This is a genomic window from Leclercia sp. UBA5958, from assembly GCF_002430365.1.
In the GTDB taxonomy this organism is placed as follows: domain Bacteria; phylum Pseudomonadota; class Gammaproteobacteria; order Enterobacterales; family Enterobacteriaceae; genus Enterobacter; species Enterobacter pneumoniae.
In genome coordinates, this window is the sequence record NZ_DJCE01000004.1 from 126,870 (window position 1) to 143,911 (window position 17,042).

Consider the following 17,042-nt stretch of genomic DNA (forward strand, 5'->3'; position numbering starts at 1 on the left):
GTTGACTCCTTAATCATCCTGGTGAGGGAAAAGCGTGTTATCGATCAGATCGCATAAACAGTTCACCGTCAGCATATGCATCTCCTGGATGCGCGCACTGCGGTGAGAGGGAATGCGAATTTCCACATCCTGCGGACCCAAAAGCCCGGCCAGCTCGCCACCGTCGTATCCCGTCAGCGCCACGATAGTCATATCGCGAGTGACGGCCGCTTCTACGGCTTTGACGATGTCGCGGCTGTTACCGCGCGTAGAGATAGCCAGCAGCACATCACCGGCATGCCCTAACGCACGGACTTGCTTGGCATAGATTTCATCGTGAAGACGATCGTTAGCAATCGCTGTTAAGACCACGTTATCGGTATTAAGTGCAATGGCGGGTAAACTCGGACGCTCCGTTTCGAACCGGTTGATCATGCTGGCGGCGAAATGTTGGGCGTTGGCGGCCGAGGTACCATTACCGCAGCACAGAATTTTGTTGCCATTGAGCAGGGACTGCACCAGCGTCATCGCGGCGCGTGAGATGGCATCCGGCAGCGCTTCTGCCGCGGCTATCTGAGTCTGAATGCTTTCTGTGAAGCACACCTTAATTCTATCGAGCACAATATCCCTTAACGATCTGGTTTACGCGTCTTCGCCGAAGGCGTTTTTAAGCCATTCGATGGCGTTTCCGGTGAAGGCTACCACATCGAACCGGCAATCCACAGTATCAAAACTCCCATTATGGCGGGCAAGCCACACGCGGGCGGTCTGTAATAATTTTTGTTGCTTGGCCCGGGTCACGCTGGCGGCGGCACCGCCAAAGTGGGATGTTTGTCGGTAGCGAACCTCGACAAACACCATCACCCGGCCCTCTTTCATGATGAGGTCAATTTCACCGCCGCGCGCGCGGACGTTCGCGGCGATAAAGCGCAGTCCCTTGCTCTCCAGCCAGCGACGCGCCTGTAATTCCCATGCGTCGCCGGTCTGTTTACGGCTTAACTGGCCGGGACGATCTGCCCCTGCTGGTATTTGAGCCATGATAACTTCCTGTTAATCACGCAGTCCTGAGTCGCGGTCAGATCGCCGGTGTTGCCGCTAATTTCAAAGCCGGGTACCTGACGCATCTGAGAGAAGTGGTTTGCCAGCGCCCAGGCATCAACGCCCATGGCGTACAGGCGGGCCAGCGAGTAGTCGTTACGTACGCTGCCGAGTGCTTGCTGCATCAGCGCCGGGTTACTGCCGGCGAGCATAGGGATCTCACTGTACTGTAGACCTTCCATCTCCAGACGGAAGTCAGGGCCAGAGGTGCCCTGCGCGCTGCGGGAGCTGGCATACAGCGTCACGCCGCTCTGGCTACCATTGCGCATGGCAATCATCGGTTTGATAAAGGCGATCTCCTCCGGCGTGGCCACAATGTACGCTGAATCGACCTTACCGCCACCCGAGATTTGCGCATCCGTTGGTGGAGCCGGTATGTTCAGGCCGCCGATGGTCACACCCTGCTGCTGCGGCAGACTGGCGGTGACCGGGCTGCCACTCAGCGCGATACCTGCGCCGCCGTTAATTCCGGCGCGCAGCTCTGAGCTTGAGCCGAATTTCTGCTGCAGCACGATGCCGCCACCCAGCTGTTGCCACTCCTGGGCAAAGGCATTCGCGACGCGATCGCCCAGCGTAGAGCGTGGGGTCAGTAACAGGGGAGCCTGCTTACCTTGTTCATGAATATGACGTGCGGCGTCGCGGGCTTCGTCTTCAGGAGAGAGGGCGAAATAGCAGATATTGGCGCGGTTCTGTACCTGCTCTGGCTGATTAAGCGCCAGCACGTTCAACGAGGTGTTGCTCTTCATCAGCTCTTCCACGTTGTTTTTCAACAGCGGCCCCACCACGATGCTGGCGCCATCCTGTTGAACCTGAGCCAGCACCTGATCCAAAGGTTGTGCGCTGGTGTCATAAATCTTCAGCTCAGCGCCCGGGTTCGCCGTGGTCGCTGCTACGGCCTGCGGTTGCGCAGCCGGTTGTTGTGGCTCAGTAGTCTGCGGTTGTGCCGCCTGTTGTTGTGGCTCCGTGCTCTGCGGCTGCTCCGTGGCTGCCGCATTCGTCGCCGGGGTAGCCTGCGATTGCGGAGCTTGCTGGGTCGCCGGGGCTGCGGATGGGGTGGTAGGGGCGGTAACCGGGTTCTGCATCGTGCCCTGCGGCTGGGTCGCCGTCAGATCGCTGGTCTCTGCCGCAGAAGGGCTAACAACGTCATTCACGTTTGCAGCCTGAGCTGTCTGCGCCGGTACTGCGCTCCCCGTCACCGCCGTGGTGCCGTTTTTCGCGGCTTCAAAGCCTTGCTGGATGGTGCGTCCAAATACGGCTGCCTGGCCATTTAAAGGCAGCAGCAGCGCTATTTTGCTGGTGGAGGCAGGTTTGAAATTCTGCACGTTCACCAGCTGCGTTGGTAGCATTTTAGCACCAGGGTTGTTGGGATAACGGGTCTGCCAGTCGGTAATACCCGCTTTCAACATCGTGGGATCATTGCGGTTATCAAACCAGACGCGCTGAAGATCCAGCCAGCCCTGCAGAATGTTTTCATCGGCGTTGATCACCAGCTTACTGGCCTGATCCTGCGTCATGGACGACAGCGCCTGCCAGGTGGCATCAATATTCTTTTGCTTCAGGTCCCCTGCCAGCAAAGGCTCTTGTGCAATCAGAGCACGGAGAAGCGTCAGGGAAGGGCGGCCTTGCTCGGTGGTGATGACGGCCTGCCAGTAACGTGCCTGCTGGTTGTTTTCCAGTGCATTGACGTCAATATCGGCAAGGATCTTTTTCGCGCCAGCAGCGTCGTTCTGTGCCACTTTCAGCTCAGCGGCAAGAAGCTGCTGCTCGCGACGCTGGCTGTCGGTGAGATCCTGCGGCAACTGGTTAAACAGTTCGCTTGCCCGCTGGGTTTGGCCTTCTTTCAGCAGTGCACGAATGGCAAGTAATTGCCAGTTGATCCTGGTATCATTCGAGCTCTGCTCCATCTGGTGCAGATAATAGCCGGAATCAGCCTGAGCAGTGCCCTCCATGTGAGGAGTCGTCTGATCGGGCGCCTGGGTGCCACAGCCTGCAAAAATCAGCGCGGCTACCACAAGGGGAAGGCTGCGCGTGACTTTGTTACGAAGAAACGTTAAGGGTACCATACTGTATCCAGTGATATTTTTTTACGCATGCTCAATATTAAATCGGCAATACGGATGAAACAATGAAACAACACGAAACGGCAGATAATTCTCAGGGTCAACTGTATATTGTACCTACTCCCATCGGGAATTTGTCTGATATTACCCAACGTGCACTCACCGTATTGCAAAGCGTTGATTTAATTGCCGCTGAAGACACTCGCCATACGGGATTACTGCTACAGCATTTCGCTATCAGCGCGCGGTTGTTCGCGCTGCACGACCATAATGAGCAGCAAAAGGCAGAGACGCTGGTCGCGAAGCTGAAAGAGGGGCAGAACATTGCCCTGGTATCAGATGCCGGCACGCCGCTCATCAACGATCCTGGATACCACCTGGTGCGTACCTGCCGGGAAGCGGGCATCCGCGTAGTGCCACTGCCTGGCCCCTGTGCCGCCATCGCGGCCTTAAGCGCTGCGGGTCTGCCTTCCGATCGTTTCTGCTATGAAGGTTTCTTACCGGCAAAATCGAAAGGACGTCGCGACGTTCTTAAAGCGCTGGAAGCCGAATCGCGCACGCTTATTTTCTATGAATCCACCCACCGCCTGCTGGAGAGCTTAGAAGATATGGTCGCCGTCTGGGGAACGTCGCGCTACGTGGTGCTGGCACGCGAGCTCACTAAAACCTGGGAGACGATCCATGGCTTGCCCGTCGGCGATCTGCTGGCGTGGGTTAAAGCGGACGAGAACCGTCGTAAGGGCGAGATGGTGCTGATTGTGGAAGGCCACAAAGCCGAAGAGGACGCGCTGCCTGCCGATGCGCTGCGCACCCTGGCGCTGTTGCAGGCCGAGCTTCCCCTGAAGAAAGCCGCCGCGCTGGCCGCCGAAATCCACGGTGTGAAAAAAAATGCGCTGTATAAATACGCCCTGGAGCAGCAAGGGGAGTAAGCGGTGAGCCGGTATCACACCGGCCAGCCTCAATCAGGCCGTTGAGATCGCTTAACGGCAGACACCCTCGGCCGGCATCCTGCGCTGAATGCAGAATAAAAAAAAGCATGGCCGAAGCCATGCTAAGCAAGGTTTACTGCCAACTCAGGTAACTGGCGCCGGGTTAAACACCGCCAGTTGATTGTGCAAGCCCCACTGGTCAGAGAAGGTTTTCTTACGGCCGCTCGCCACATCCAGAATAAAGTGGAACAGCTTCCAGCCCACATCCTCAATGCTCTCTTCACCGGTGGCGATGGTGCCAGCGTTGATATCCATTAAGTCAAACCAGCGGTTTGCTAACTCGGTGCGGGTGGCCATCTTGATCACCGGAACCGCCATCAGGCCGTACGGGGTGCCGCGTCCGGTAGTGAACACCTGTACGGTGATACCGGAGGCCACCTGCTGGGTGCCGCAGACGAAGTCGCTCGCCGGGGTCGCCGCGTAGATCAGGCCACGTTTGGTTGGGCGCTGACCCGGGGACAACACTTCCACAATGGCGCTCTGGCCAGATTTGGCAATCGAGCCGAGGGCTTTCTCCACCACGTTTGCCAGGCCGCCCTTTTTGTTGCCCGGAGAGGGGTTAGCGCTGCGGTCGGTTTTACCCATATCAAGATAGTTGTCGTACCAGGCCATCTCTTCCAGCAGACGTTTACCCACCTCTTCATTGACGGCGCGCGGGGTCAGCAGATGGATTGCGTCACGCACTTCCGTGACCTCAGAGAACATTACCGTGGCACCGCAGCGTACAAACAGGTCCGAGGCGTAGCCGACCGCCGGGTTCGCGGTCACGCCTGAAAACGCATCGCTGCCGCCGCACTGGGTACCCACAACCAGCTCGGAAGCCGGACATGTTTCACGCTGGCGTTGATTAAGTTTCGCCAGATGGCGTTCGGCCACCTGTAAAATGTCGTCGACCATCGAACGGAAGCCTACGTGCTGCTCGTCCTGCAGACGCACGATACTGGCGTCATCCACCGGAATAGCCTGCACATCTTCGGTGCCCATCAGCAGTTTTTCTGGCTGCAGTTTTTCACAGCCGAGCCCGATGACCATCACCTCGCCGCCGAAGTTGGGGTTCAGGGCGATGTTATGAATGGTCCGGATGGGGACGATGGCCGCCGGGGCGTTGATCGCCACGCCGCAGCCGTACAGGTGGTTAAGTCCTACCACGCCATCGACGTTCGGGTATTTGGGCAGGAGATCACGCTCAATGATTTTCACTACATAATCCACCACGCCTGCTACGCAGTGTACGCTGGTGCTAATGCCGAGCAGATTTTTTGTACCTACGCTGCCGTCTGCGTTGCGGTAGCCTTCAAAGGTGTAACCCTCGAGCGGCGGCAGCGGCTCCGGCACGCGGGTCGCCAGCGGCAGGGTATTCAGCGGTGGGGCTTTTGGCAGTTCGACCAGTGATTCATCGATCCAGCTGCCCTGTGGAATAGCACGCACCGCGTAGCCAATAACTTCACCGTAACGAACAATTTCGCCTTTCGCCGGAATATCCACCAGCGCCACCTTATGTCCCTGCGGGATATGCTCAATCAGCTCCAGTCCGTCCGGGAAGCGGGTTCCTGCTTTTAACCCATAATCGTTAACAATAATCGCCACGTTATCGGTGTCATGCACCTTTATATAAAACGCCGTCGGCGACTCTTGACGAATTTCGATGTCGGCCATTGTTCAGTATTCTCCAGCGAAGTTTTAGATATTAAAAGTCGATAAGAGGATGCTTATTTTCTTATTGTCAGAAATAAAGTCTCGGTCTTGTTGAATAAAGAATGTCAGGACTCCGGGAATAAAAATGTGATCATGATCACTCATCGGGGAGAGAGGGCGCTGCGACTGGCGGCTTATGCGTAAATCTGTGCATCAGCGCCCAGGATGTTGTGCATATGCTCAAGATATTATTCTTTATTGGCCTGATAATTGAGCTTTAACACAATGTGCAGGTTGATTCTGATGTTTATACTTATTCTCGATTTCATTGTATCTGGTTAATTAATTGATATTGCCTGCTGTCTAAAATAACCAGGGAAACTTCTTCTTAAAATAATAAAAAGTATAGCGATGTGCCCGAGGAATTATATATGAGCCTGGATACTGCTGTAGAAACGAAAAAGGGTATTCATACCCGTCATTTAATATTGCTGATTATTTTTATTGTGACTGCGGTTAACTACGCTGACCGCGCGACCTTATCGATTGCCGGGACGGAAGTGGCAAAGGAGCTGCAGTTAAGTGCCGTGTCGATGGGATATATCTTCTCCGCATTCGGCTGGGCTTATCTGCTGATGCAGATCCCGGGCGGCTGGCTGCTGGATAAGTTTGGCTCCAAAAAAGTCTATACCTACAGTCTGTTCTTCTGGTCCCTGTTTACCTTCCTGCAGGGCTTTGTCGATATGTTCCCGCTGGCCTGGGCCGGTGTGTCGATGTTCTTCATGCGCTTTATGCTCGGCTTCTCGGAAGCGCCCTCCTTCCCGGCAAACGCCCGTATCGTGGCTGCCTGGTTCCCGACCAAAGAGCGTGGCACCGCATCGGCGATCTTTAACTCTGCGCAGTACTTCTCGCTGGCGCTGTTCTCCCCGCTGCTGGGCTGGTTGACCTTTGCCTGGGGCTGGGAACATGTCTTTACCGTTATGGGTGTCATTGGCTTTGTGCTGACCGGCATGTGGGTGAAGTTCATTCACAACCCGACCGACCATCCGCGCATGTCTGCTGAAGAGCTGAAATTCATCTCTGAGAATGGCGCCGTGGTCGATATGGATCACAAAAAGCCCGGCGACAAAGCAGCGAATGGTCCAAAGCTGCATTATATCAAGCAGTTATTGACTAACCGCATGATGCTGGGCGTCTTTTTTGGTCAATACTTTATCAACACCATTACCTGGTTCTTCCTCACCTGGTTCCCTATCTACCTGGTGCAGGAGAAGGGGATGTCGATTCTGAAGGTGGGCCTGGTCGCCTCCATCCCTGCGCTGTGTGGTTTTGCCGGTGGTGTTCTGGGCGGTGTGTTCTCGGATCACCTGATTAAACGCGGTATGTCACTGACGCTGGCACGTAAATTACCTATCGTGCTCGGGATGCTGCTGGCCTCGACCATCATTCTGTGTAACTACACCAATAACACCACGCTGGTGGTGATGCTGATGGCGCTGGCATTCTTTGGAAAAGGCTTTGGCGCGCTGGGCTGGCCCGTTATCTCCGATACCGCGCCGAAAGAGATTGTCGGCCTGTGCGGTGGGGTATTCAACGTATTCGGTAACGTAGCGTCAATCGTCACTCCGCTGGTGATTGGCTATCTGGTAAGTGAGCTGCATTCGTTTAACGCGGCGCTGGTCTTCGTAGGCTGTTCGGCGCTGATGGCGATGGTCTGCTACCTGTTCGTGGTAGGCGACATCAAACGTATGGAATTGCAGAAATAAGCAAAGGTATAAGCGATGAGTAACGATATCTTCCCGAACAAATTCAAAGCTGCGCTGGCGGCAAAAGAGATCCAAATCGGCTGCTGGTCTGCTCTGGCGAGCCCCATCAGCACCGAAGTGCTGGGCCTGGCAGGTTTCGACTGGCTGGTACTGGACGGCGAACATGCCCCGAACGATGTCACCACCTTTATTCCTCAGCTGATGGCGCTGAAGGGGAGCCACAGTGCGCCGGTCGTGCGCGTGCCGACCAACGAGCCTGTGATCATCAAACGCCTGCTGGATATCGGGTTTTACAACTTCCTGATTCCGTTTGTGGAGAGTGAAGAAGAGGCGGTGCAGGCGGTGGCCTCTACCCGTTACCCGCCGGAGGGGATCCGTGGCGTATCGGTTTCTCATCGCGCCAACATGTTTGGCACCGTGCCGGACTACTTAGCGCAGTCCAACAAAAACATCACCATCCTGGTACAGATTGAAAGCCAGCAGGGGGTGGATAACCTGGACGCTATCGCCGCCACCGACGGTGTAGACGGTATCTTTGTCGGGCCAAGCGATCTGGCTGCCGCTTTTGGTCACCTGGGTAATGCCAACCACCCGGACGTACAGCGTGCTATTCAGCATATTTTTGCCCGCGCCAAGGCACACGGTAAGCCGTGCGGCATTTTGGCGCCGGTTGAGGCTGATGCCCGTCGTTATCTGGAGTGGGGCGCAACCTTCGTCGCCGTAGGCAGTGACCTGGGCGTATTCCGTTCCGCCACGCAGAAATTAGCGGATTCCTTTAAAAAATAATCACCACTGAGAGAAAGAGAGAGACGCAATTATGACGATGAAAGTTGGTTTTATTGGCCTGGGTATCATGGGTAAACCAATGAGTAAAAACCTCATCAAAGCAGGTTACTCACTGGTGGTTGCTGACCGTAATCCCGACGCTATTGCGGATGTGATTGCCGCCGGGGCAGAAACAGCCGCCTCTGCGAAAGCCATTGCAGAGCAGTGCGATGTGATTATCACGATGCTGCCAAACTCCCCGCACGTAAAAGAGGTGGCGCTGGGTGAAGGCGGCATTATTGAAGGGGCGAAGCCGGGCCTGGTGGTCATTGATATGAGTTCTATCGCCCCGCTGGCGAGCCGCGAAATCAGCGAAGCGCTGAAGGCGAAAGGCGTAGATATGCTGGATGCGCCGGTCAGCGGCGGTGAACCGAAAGCGATCGACGGCACCCTGTCCGTGATGGTGGGCGGCGATAAAGCGATCTTCGACAAATATTATGACCTGATGAAAGCGATGGCGGGCTCCGTGGTTCATACCGGCGAAATCGGTGCCGGTAACGTGACCAAGCTGGCGAACCAGGTGATCGTCGCGCTGAACATCGCCGCGATGTCCGAAGCGCTGAGCCTGGCAACCAAAGCAGGTGTTAACCCGGACCTGGTCTATCAGGCCATTCGTGGCGGCCTGGCGGGCAGTACCGTGCTGGATGCGAAGGCACCTATGGTGATGGATCGTAACTTCAAGCCTGGCTTCCGTATCGATCTGCATATCAAAGATCTGGCGAACGCGCTGGATACCTCTCACGGCGTAGGGGCGCAGCTGCCGCTCACCGCAGCGGTTATGGAGATGATGCAGGCGCTGCGTGCAGATGGACTGGGCACGGCGGATCACAGCGCAATCGCATGCTATTACGAAAAACTGGCGAAAGTGGAAATCACGCGCTAACGAAGAAGGGCGCGGGGACGCGCCCGGTATTTCTGCCTCGAGCGGTAACAGGCTATAACTATGAAAATCGTAATTGCCCCTGACTCTTACAAAGAAAGTCTCTCCGCTACCGAGGTAGCGCAGGCAATAGAAAAAGGATTTCGGGAAATTTTCCCCGACGCAGAATATGTCTCTGTTCCGGTCGCCGACGGCGGCGAAGGCACGGTTGAAGCGATGATCGCCGCCACTAACGGCGCGCTACAGCATGCTGCCGTCACCGGGCCACTGGGTGAAACGGTGAATGCCTGCTGGGGTATCTCTGGCGATGGCACCACGGCTTTTATCGAGATGGCGGCGGCCAGCGGCCTGGCGCTGGTGCCTCCGGCACAACGTAACCCCTTAACAACCACCTCTCGCGGCACCGGGGAGCTGATCCTCGCTGCGCTGGATAAAGGGGCGCGTAATATCATTATTGGCATCGGTGGTAGCGCCACTAACGACGGCGGCGCGGGCATGGTCCAGGCACTGGGGGCCCGGCTGGTGGATGCTAATGGCACCGACATTGGTTATGGCGGCGGAAGCCTGGTGGCGCTGAATCATATTGATACCAGCGGCCTCGACCCGCGCCTGAAGCATTGCGCTATCCGCGTGGCCTGTGACGTGACCAACCCGCTGGTGGGGGAGACGGGCGCCTCGAGGATTTTCGGCCCACAGAAAGGGGCGACGGAGGCGATGATTGTCGAGCTGGATACCAATCTTGGGCACTTCGCCGACGTGATTAAAGCATCGCTGCGTATCGACGTGAAAAATATGCCGGGTGCCGGCGCGGCAGGCGGTATGGGCGCGGCGCTGACCGCCTTCCTTGGTGCGGAACTGCGTAGCGGCATCGAAATTGTCACCCAGGCCCTGCATCTGGAAGAACATATTCACGATTGTACGCTGGTAGTCACAGGGGAAGGGCGCCTCGACAGCCAGAGTATTCACGGCAAAGTGCCGGTGGGCGTGGCAAGCGTAGCCAAAAAATATCATAAACCGGTGATTGGTATCGCCGGCAGTCTGACCCGCGACGTCGCGGTGGTGCATCAGTATGGTATCGATGCCGTATTCAGCGTGCTGAACAGTATTGGGACGCTGGAAGAGGCCTTCGGTAACGCATCGGATAATATTTATCGCGCTTCGCGCAATGTTGCCGCCACCTTAAGGGTGGGGATGCACACGCGAGGGTGACAGCGGGGCGCAAACCCTCTATACTTCGCGCCGAAGCTGACCAGACAGTCGCCGCTTCGTCGTCGTCCCTTTCGGGGGAGACGGGCGGAGGGGAGGAAAGTCCGGGCTCCATAGGGCAGGGTGCCAGGTAACGCCTGGGGGGGAAACCCACGACCAGTGCAACAGAGAGCAAACCGCCGATGGCCCGCGCAAGTGGGATCAGGTAAGGGTGAAAGGGTGCGGTAAGAGCGCACCGCGCGGCTGGTAACAGTCCGTGGCACGGTAAACTCCACCCGGAGCAAGGCCAAATAGGGGTTCACATGGTACGGCCCGTACTGAACCCGGGTAGGCTGCTTGAGCCAGTGAGCGATTGCTGGCCTAGATGAATGACTGTCCAACGACAGAACCCGGCTTATCGGTCAGCTTCAACTCTTCAATAAAACCCCGCCTCGGCGGGGTTTTTGCTTTGGCATGTTTTTTAACGTGCAACGCTAATACCAAGAAAATCATTCCTTTAGGCACACAATCAGGAGCAATTTTTGCTCTAATTTTCGAAAAGCCTTATTAATATTGTGACTTTTTTCTCTTCACCTGCGGGTATGATTTTCCCCATTCCAATAATTCGCGCCTGCACATCTCTGGCTCATTATCGCTGATGAGCACAGACCCAAAAATGAGAACTCTATACCCTACACAATAAGCGAGAGCCTTATGGATACGGCGAAAAATAGCAGCGTGATGGTCACGGATTCCCCTGCGGCAATGCGAGCGGGAATGGGTGAAAGTGAATGGCAAGAAGCCATTAAATTCGACAGTACCGATACCGGTTGGATCATTATGAGTATCGGCATGGCGATAGGTGCGGGAATTGTTTTTCTCCCGGTCCAGGTGGGATTAATGGGCCTGTGGGTATTCCTGCTCTCCTCGATAATCGGTTATCCGGCGATGTATCTCTTCCAGCGTCTCTTTATTAATACGCTGGCGGAATCACCAGAATGCAAAGATTATCCGAGCGTTATTAGCGGCTACCTGGGCAAGAACTGGGGGATTTTATTGGGCGCACTCTATTTCGTGATGCTGGTGATCTGGATGTTTGTCTACTCCACCGCGATCACCAATGACAGCGCCTCTTATTTACACACCTTTGGCATTACCGACGGCCTGCTTTCGGAAAATCCCTTCTACGGCTTGCTGCTGATCTGTATTTTGGTGGCGATCTCATCGCGCGGTGAAAAGCTCTTATTTAAGGTTTCAAGTCTGATGGTGCTTACAAAGCTGTTTGTCGTCGCGGCGCTGGGGCTGTCGATGATTGGGCTCTGGCACTTAGCCAACGTGGGTATGCTGCCGCCCGTCGGACTGCTGATTAAAAACGCCATTATCACGCTGCCCTTTACGCTCACTTCGATTCTTTTTATTCAGACGTTAAGCCCGATGGTGATCTCTTATCGCTCGCGAGAAAAGTCGGTAGAAGTCGCGCGCTATAAAGCGCTGCGGGCGATGAATATCGCCTTCGGCATTCTGTTTGTCACGGTCTTCTTTTACGCGGTCTCTTTCACGCTGGCGATGGGGCATGACGATGCGGTAAAAGCGTATGAACAGAATATTTCCGCGCTGGCGATTGCGGCACAATTTATTAGCGGCGAGGGGGCGAGCTGGGTCAAAATTGTCAGCGTCATCCTCAATATTTTTGCCGTTATGACCGCGTTCTTCGGTGTGTATCTCGGCTTTCGCGAAGCCACACAGGGCATCGTGATGAATATTCTGCGCCGCAGGATGCCGGCAGAAAAAATTAATGAATCCCTGGTACAGCGCGGCATCATGCTTTTCGCCATTTTACTGGCCTGGAGCGCCATTGTCTTAAATGCGCCGGTACTGAGCTTCACCTCTATTTGCAGTCCTATCTTTGGCATGGTGGGGTGCTTAATTCCTGCCTGGCTGGTCTATAAAGTCCCCGCACTGCATAAATACAAAGGCGTATCGCTGATGATCATTATTATCACCGGCGTGCTGCTTTGCGTTTCTCCTTTCCTCGCCTTCTCCTGAGGTTCATTTAGGTGGTTAAGATATCTGAGTTCACGAATCCTTTATGGAACCCTTTTATTCGCGCTGTCCGGGCGGAAGTAAAACCTGCCCTTGGCTGTACCGAACCCATCTCTCTGGCACTGGCCTGCGCGATTGCCGCCGGGCAACTCACGAAGCCGGTAACGCACATTGAAGCGTGGGTATCGCCAAATCTGATGAAAAACGGGCTGGGGGTAACGGTACCAGGAACCGGGATGGTCGGGCTGCCTGTTGCCGCGGCGCTGGGGGCGCTGGGGGGCAATCCACAGGGCGGGCTGGAAGTGCTCAAAGAGGCCTCAGCCGAGGCGCTCACCAGGGCTAAAGCGTTGCTGGATGCCGGTAAAGTGCAGATAAACTTGCAGGTGCCGTGCGATGAGATCCTCTATTCCCGCGCCTGCGTCTATGCAGATGATGAGTCAGCCTCGGTGACCATTGCCGGTGAACATACGCGTGTGATCGAGATTACCTGCGGCGGAAAAACATGTTTTCATCGCAATGAGAAGGTAGAGCACAACGACGATGATCCCCTGGCTGTACTTTCCACGGCTACGCTGTCGCAGATCTTTGAATTTGCCGGGCACATTCCCTTTGCGGATATCCGCTTCATCCTGGAGGCCGCCCGGCTCAACGATGCGCTTTCCCGCGAGGGGCTGAGCGGGAAATGGGGTCTCCATATCGGCGCTACGCTGCAAAAACAGCGCGAGCGTGGCTGGATGGCGCAGGATCTTGCGTCGGAGATTGTTATTCGCACCAGCGCCGCCTCGGACGCACGCATGGGCGGAGCGACACTGCCGGCGATGAGTAACTCAGGCTCTGGCAACCAGGGGATCGCTGCCACTATGCCGGTCGTGGTCGTTGCTGAATATGTTCAGGCCGACGAGAACATGCTGGCACGGGCGTTAATGCTGTCTCATCTGGTGGCCATCTACATCCATAACCAGCTTCCGCGATTGTCGGCACTGTGTGCCGCCACGACGGCAGCAATGGGAGCAGCAGCAGGCATGGCCTGGCTAATGGGCGGCAACTACCAGACGATGGCGATGGCGATCGGCAGTATGATCGGGGATGTCAGTGGCATCATCTGTGACGGGGCGGCGAACAGCTGCGCCATGAAGGTCTCTACCAGCGTATCCAGTGCCTGGAAAGCGGTGATGATGGCACTGGAGGAGTCTGCCGTGACGGGCAATGAAGGGATAGTTGCGCAGGATGTGGAACAGTCGATCGCAAATCTGTGCGCGCTGGCATGCCGCTCAATGCAGGCCACGGATAAGCAGATCATTGAGATTATGATGAGCAAAGTGTAACGCCTTTCCCCTGACCCTCTCTTTCTGAGAGGGTCAGCAGGGATTATCGTCACACCGGCAAATCAATCAGCAATGCCCGCAGCGGTGAATCGGCGACCAGGGTAATATTCGCTTCATCACGAATAAACGCCCCGTCACCACAGGTTAGCGCTTCTTTCCCTTCCGCATGCGTGACGGCATGTACCGTGCCGTGAATCGACTGCAGATAGGCGCGCGGGCCATGCAGCTGGAAGCTAAGCTCCTCGCCTTTCTTCAGCTCAATATGATGCAGCCAAATCTGCTGGCGCAGTTGCAGGCTACCCTGGCTGCCGTCCGGCGAAGCGAGCAGTTGCTGCTTACCGTCCTGCAATACCATCTTCTGAACCGGTGCATTTTCACGCTCCGGGCATGCGTCCAGCCACAGCTGCAGGCGGGTCAGCGTTTTGTCTTTGCTGAGATTATGCTCGCTATAACTTGTGCCTGGTTGGGTGGCAATCAACAGCGCTTCACCGGCCTTCGCCTGGACATGATTGCCTTCGCTGTCGCGGTACTCGGCTTCGCCTTCCAGAATCACATTAAGGATATCCACTTTAGGATAGGTACGTGGCTGGAAGGAGGCGCCTGGTGCAAGCACTTCCTGATTCAGCACGCGCAGTGAGGCGTAGCCCAACAGTTTCGGGTCAAAGTAGTGTCCAAAGGAAAAGGTATAGCGGGCCTGTAACCAACCGAAGTCGGCTTGTCCACACTGCTTTGCAGTTCTTGTAGTAATCATAATGCTTGACCTCTCTTTACACTAAAACAATGGTAAAGGTATGGACGCTGCATTGTTAGCCAGATATTCTGCCCACTATGTTCAAATTTCCTGAATGATAACGTTATGGCTAAAGAGAGAGCACTGACGCTTGAAGCGCTGCGCGTCATGGACGCGATTGACAGACGTGGCAGCTTTGCTGCGGCTGCAGACGAGCTGGGGCGCGTGCCGTCAGCCCTGAGTTACACCATGCAGAAGCTGGAAGAAGAGCTGGATGTGGTGTTATTTGACCGCTCCGGTCATCGAACAAAATTCACCAATGTTGGCCGCATGTTGCTTGAGCGCGGGCGTGTACTGCTGGAGGCGGCTGATAAACTCACTACCGATGCAGAGGCTCTGGCTCGCGGCTGGGAGACTCATCTCACTCTGGTAACAGAAGCGCTCGTCCCGACGCACGCGCTCTTCCCGCTGGTAGAAAGACTGGCGGATAAAGCCAATACGCAGCTGTCGATCATCACCGAGGTGCTGGCAGGGGCGTGGGAGCGTCTTGAAACGGGCAGGGCAGATATTGTCATTGCGCCGGACATGCACTTCCGATCCTCGTCTGAGATCAACTCCCGTAAGCTCTATAGCGTAATGAATGTCTATGTTGCTGCCCCGGATCATCCGATTCATGACGAGCCCGAGCCGCTCTCAGAAGTTACCCGCGTGAAGTACCGTGGTGTGGCGGTGGCCGATACCGCCCGTGAACGTCCGGTACTGACCGTGCAGCTGCTGGATAAGCAGCCGCGTCTCACCGTCAGTACGCTGGAAGATAAACGCCAGGCGCTGTTGGCCGGGCTGGGCGTCGCCACTATGCCTTATCCGTTTGTGGAAAAAGATATTGCTGAAGGGCGCCTGCGCGTGGTCAGCCCGGAGTACACCAGCGAAGTGGATATCATTATGGCGTGGCGTCGGGACAGCATGGGCGAGGCCAAATCCTGGTGCCTGCGCGAGATCCAGAAGCTGTTTACCGTCAAATAAGCGCATGCCCGGTGGCGCAATGCCGCCGGGCAAGGTATCAGGCTTGCCGTTTAGGATCCGGCCCGAAGCGGTTTTCACCCGGCGTGCCAGCCTGGCAGTTGTAGATCAGAATAATTAGCCAGCCGACGATAGGAATAAGCACCAGCAACAGCCACCACGCCGATCGGTCAGTGTCGTGCAGGCGCCGGAACAGAACGGCCCAGGACGGCAGCAGAACCAGCAGACCATAAATCGTCGTCAGCACCCCTTCGCCCCCGGCGCGCTCCCAGCCGAGCATTTTATCGAGGATGCCCAGCACGAGGATAAGGATGAAGTTCACCAGAACAAACATCCAGTACTCTTTGCGGCGGGCGCGGCCACCAAATCCAATGTAGTTGCGCAGTACTTTGAGATACCAGTCCATATATCTTGCCTCAATAATCAGTCAATCACTTGTTTTATAAGCGATCGAGGTAAGAATAGACGGAGATTGTGAATAAAAAAAGGGCATCAATTGATGCCCTGAATATTTAGCCGAAACGGACGTCACGGCCATGCGGTTCGTTCAGATCCTGCCATGGACCAATGGAGATAATACCCGTTGGGTTGATGGTTTTATGGCTGCGGTAATAGTGGGTGCGGATGTGGTCAAAATCGACCGTTTCGGCAATCCCTGGCATCTGGTAGATGTCGCGCAGGAAACCATACAGGTTCAGATAATCGCTGATGCGATGCTTATCGCATTTAAAGTGGGTGACATAGACCGGATCGAAACGTACCAGCGTTGTCCACAGACGAATATCGGCTTCTGTCAGTCGATCGCCGGTGAGGTAGCGATGCTGGCCAAGGATCTGCTCAATGCGCTCCAGCGACTCAAAGACTTTCTCGACAGCCTCGTCGTAAGCTTCCTGGCTGGTGGCAAACCCGGCCTTGTAAACACCGTTATTGACGTTGTCGTAAATCCAGCTATTCAGCTCATCAATTTTTTCCCGCAGTTCAGTGGGATAATAATCGCCCGCCCGCGCGCCGTGAGCATCAAAAGCGGTATTGAACATGCGGATAATTTCAGCTGATTCATTGCTGACGATGGTCTGGTTTTTCTTATCCCACAATACCGGAACGGTGACGCGTCCAGTGTAGTGTGGATCGGCGCGCAGATAGAGTTGATAGAGAAAATCGTGGTGATAGAGGTCATCGCCCGTGGCGGCCGGGAAATCCTTGTCGAAGGTCCAGCCGTTTTCCAGCATCAGCGGGTTAACGACCGAAACAGGAATCAGCGATTCCAGCCCTTTCAGCGTGCGGACAATCAGTGTGCGATGCGCCCACGGACAGGCGAGTGAAACGTAGAGATGATAACGGTCTTTCTCCGCCGCGAAGCCGCCTTCACCGCTCGGGCCGGCGGAGCCGTCGGCGGTGAGCCAGTTGCGGAAGGCAGAAACAGAACGCTTAAAACGTCCTCCGGTAGATTTGGTGTCGTACCAGGTATCCTGCCAGACGCCGTCAACAAGTTGTCCCATTTTTTCCT

15 protein-coding genes and 1 other RNA gene are annotated in these 17,042 nt (G+C 55.6%); 9 read left to right on the forward strand and 7 right to left on the reverse strand.

Annotation, left to right across the window (positions count from 1 at the left end; all coding sequences use genetic code 11):
* Positions 1-9 precede the first annotated feature (9 nt).
* The 3 genes from diaA to B2Q93_RS05110 are packed head-to-tail and all read right to left on the reverse strand — an operon-like array spanning position 10 to position 3,140.
* The gene (diaA, locus tag B2Q93_RS05100; RefSeq protein WP_006178740.1) at positions 10-600 is read right to left on the reverse strand and encodes a DnaA initiator-associating protein DiaA; all 591 of its coding nucleotides are present in this window, start codon (positions 598-600) and stop codon (positions 10-12) included.
* A 21-nt stretch (positions 601-621) separates the two neighbouring features.
* Positions 622-1,017: a YraN family protein gene (locus B2Q93_RS05105; protein ID WP_286932052.1), complete on the reverse strand. Its 396-nt coding sequence runs from the start codon at positions 1,015-1,017 to the stop codon at positions 622-624.
* Entirely contained in the window at positions 975-3,140 is a 2,166-nt protein-coding gene (locus tag B2Q93_RS05110) for a penicillin-binding protein activator (RefSeq protein WP_286932054.1), read from the reverse strand. Before B2Q93_RS05110 ends, B2Q93_RS05105 begins: the two co-directional genes overlap by 43 nt.
* 62 nt (positions 3,141-3,202) lie before the next feature.
* Here B2Q93_RS05110 and rsmI point away from each other — a divergent pair, with 62 nt between their 5' ends.
* On the forward strand, positions 3,203-4,066 hold the full coding sequence (gene rsmI, locus B2Q93_RS05115) for a 16S rRNA (cytidine(1402)-2'-O)-methyltransferase (RefSeq protein ID WP_286932055.1): 864 nt from the start codon (positions 3,203-3,205) through the stop codon (positions 4,064-4,066).
* 144 nt (positions 4,067-4,210) lie between these two features.
* Here rsmI and garD read toward each other — a convergent pair whose 3' ends face one another.
* Positions 4,211-5,782, reverse strand: a complete 1,572-nt coding sequence (garD, locus tag B2Q93_RS05120; RefSeq protein ID WP_040073916.1) for a galactarate dehydratase — start codon at positions 5,780-5,782, stop codon at positions 4,211-4,213.
* A 410-nt stretch (positions 5,783-6,192) separates the two neighbouring features.
* Between garD and garP the strand changes: the two genes are divergently transcribed.
* The 7 genes from garP (at position 6,193) to B2Q93_RS05155 (ending at position 13,785) form a co-directional block, all read left to right on the forward strand.
* Entirely contained in the window at positions 6,193-7,527 is a 1,335-nt protein-coding gene (garP, locus tag B2Q93_RS05125) for a galactarate/glucarate/glycerate transporter GarP (protein ID WP_040073917.1), read from the forward strand.
* Between the two features lie 15 nt (positions 7,528-7,542).
* Positions 7,543-8,313 (forward strand): 2-dehydro-3-deoxyglucarate aldolase, encoded by a 771-nt coding sequence (gene garL, locus B2Q93_RS05130; RefSeq protein WP_046885797.1) that lies wholly within the window; start codon positions 7,543-7,545, stop codon positions 8,311-8,313.
* A 31-nt stretch (positions 8,314-8,344) separates the two neighbouring features.
* On the forward strand, positions 8,345-9,235 hold the full coding sequence (garR, locus tag B2Q93_RS05135) for a 2-hydroxy-3-oxopropionate reductase (RefSeq protein WP_046885798.1): 891 nt from the start codon (positions 8,345-8,347) through the stop codon (positions 9,233-9,235).
* A 60-nt stretch (positions 9,236-9,295) separates the two neighbouring features.
* Positions 9,296-10,441, forward strand: a complete 1,146-nt coding sequence (gene garK, locus B2Q93_RS05140) for a glycerate 2-kinase (protein ID WP_046885799.1) — start codon at positions 9,296-9,298, stop codon at positions 10,439-10,441.
* A gap of 32 nt (positions 10,442-10,473) precedes the next feature.
* Positions 10,474-10,851, forward strand: an RNA gene (rnpB, locus tag B2Q93_RS05145) — RNase P RNA component class A.
* Between the two features lie 280 nt (positions 10,852-11,131).
* Entirely contained in the window at positions 11,132-12,463 is a 1,332-nt protein-coding gene (locus tag B2Q93_RS05150; protein ID WP_233800507.1) for an amino acid permease, read from the forward strand.
* A 20-nt stretch (positions 12,464-12,483) separates the two neighbouring features.
* The gene (locus B2Q93_RS05155) at positions 12,484-13,785 is read left to right on the forward strand and encodes a serine dehydratase subunit alpha family protein (protein ID WP_233800509.1); all 1,302 of its coding nucleotides are present in this window, start codon (positions 12,484-12,486) and stop codon (positions 13,783-13,785) included.
* Positions 13,786-13,834: 49 nt separating this feature from the next.
* Here B2Q93_RS05155 and B2Q93_RS05160 read toward each other — a convergent pair whose 3' ends face one another.
* Complete coding sequence (locus B2Q93_RS05160) at positions 13,835-14,536, reverse strand: pirin family protein (RefSeq protein ID WP_233800511.1); 702 nt, start codon at positions 14,534-14,536, stop codon at positions 13,835-13,837.
* A gap of 105 nt (positions 14,537-14,641) precedes the next feature.
* Here B2Q93_RS05160 and B2Q93_RS05165 point away from each other — a divergent pair, with 105 nt between their 5' ends.
* Positions 14,642-15,538 (forward strand): LysR family transcriptional regulator, encoded by an 897-nt coding sequence (locus B2Q93_RS05165; protein WP_040073923.1) that lies wholly within the window; start codon positions 14,642-14,644, stop codon positions 15,536-15,538.
* 37 nt (positions 15,539-15,575) lie between these two features.
* Here B2Q93_RS05165 and B2Q93_RS05170 read toward each other — a convergent pair whose 3' ends face one another.
* Together B2Q93_RS05170 and B2Q93_RS05175 are read right to left on the reverse strand one after the other, a co-directional pair.
* Positions 15,576-15,941, reverse strand: a complete 366-nt coding sequence (locus B2Q93_RS05170) for a DUF805 domain-containing protein (protein ID WP_286932058.1) — start codon at positions 15,939-15,941, stop codon at positions 15,576-15,578.
* 106 nt (positions 15,942-16,047) lie between these two features.
* The gene (locus B2Q93_RS05175; protein ID WP_263617234.1) at positions 16,048-17,034 is read right to left on the reverse strand and encodes a glutathione S-transferase family protein; all 987 of its coding nucleotides are present in this window, start codon (positions 17,032-17,034) and stop codon (positions 16,048-16,050) included.
* Between the last annotated feature and the right edge of the window lie 8 nt (positions 17,035-17,042).